The sequence below is a fragment of the Microbacterium sp. Ru50 genome (genome assembly GCF_002920555.1).
Lineage (GTDB): Bacteria > Actinomycetota > Actinomycetes > Actinomycetales > Microbacteriaceae > Microbacterium > Microbacterium arborescens.
The window spans coordinates 1-579 of sequence record NZ_PQSV01000060.1; the positions used below are offsets into that span (position 1 = coordinate 1).

At 73.7% G+C, this 579-nt stretch carries 1 protein-coding gene; it reads right to left on the reverse strand.

The genetic code is table 11. The features are described from left to right. Positions 1 to 579 (reverse strand): MFS transporter (locus C3481_RS16250; protein ID WP_146053683.1); only part of this gene is annotated, 579 nt, incomplete at both ends.

The following is a 579-nucleotide window of genomic DNA, read 5'->3' on the forward strand; positions in this document are numbered from 1 at the left end:
GAGGACTCCGGAGGCCAGGGCCAGGACGACGACCTGGCCGAGGTTCATGTTGGTCTGCATGGCGCTGGTGGTGTGGCCCTGCCGGTGCGGCTCGCTGTGCTTCAGGGAGAGCACGGTGACGCAGGGGTCGAGCAGTCCCATGCCGATGGCGGACAGCGGCATCGCGGCGGCTGCCGTGACGGCGGGCAGTCCGCCGGAGCAGCCGGCCACGGCGAGGGCCGCGGAGGCGGTCATGACGAGAGCGCCCACGGTGACGAGGCGGTGCCGGGCCACGTGCTGGAGCGCCTTGCCCTGCACCCAGGAGGCGCCGGCCCACAGCACCGCGGAGGCGGTGAAGGCCACGCCGACCACGACGGCGTCGACCCGCCGTTCGGTGATCAGCATCAGTGGCACCAGCGCCTCGATGGTGAAGTACGTGCCGGAGGTCAGGCCGCGCAGCAGCACCGCGGTCGGCAGGCCCCGGGCGCTGCGCCAGGTCCCGCGCGGCAGGAGCCTCGGGGCGAAGACGACGAGGAGGACGAGGCCGGCGGCGACGAATGCGAGGTGGCGCGGGTCCCAGTCGGAGACGCCGTACTGGCC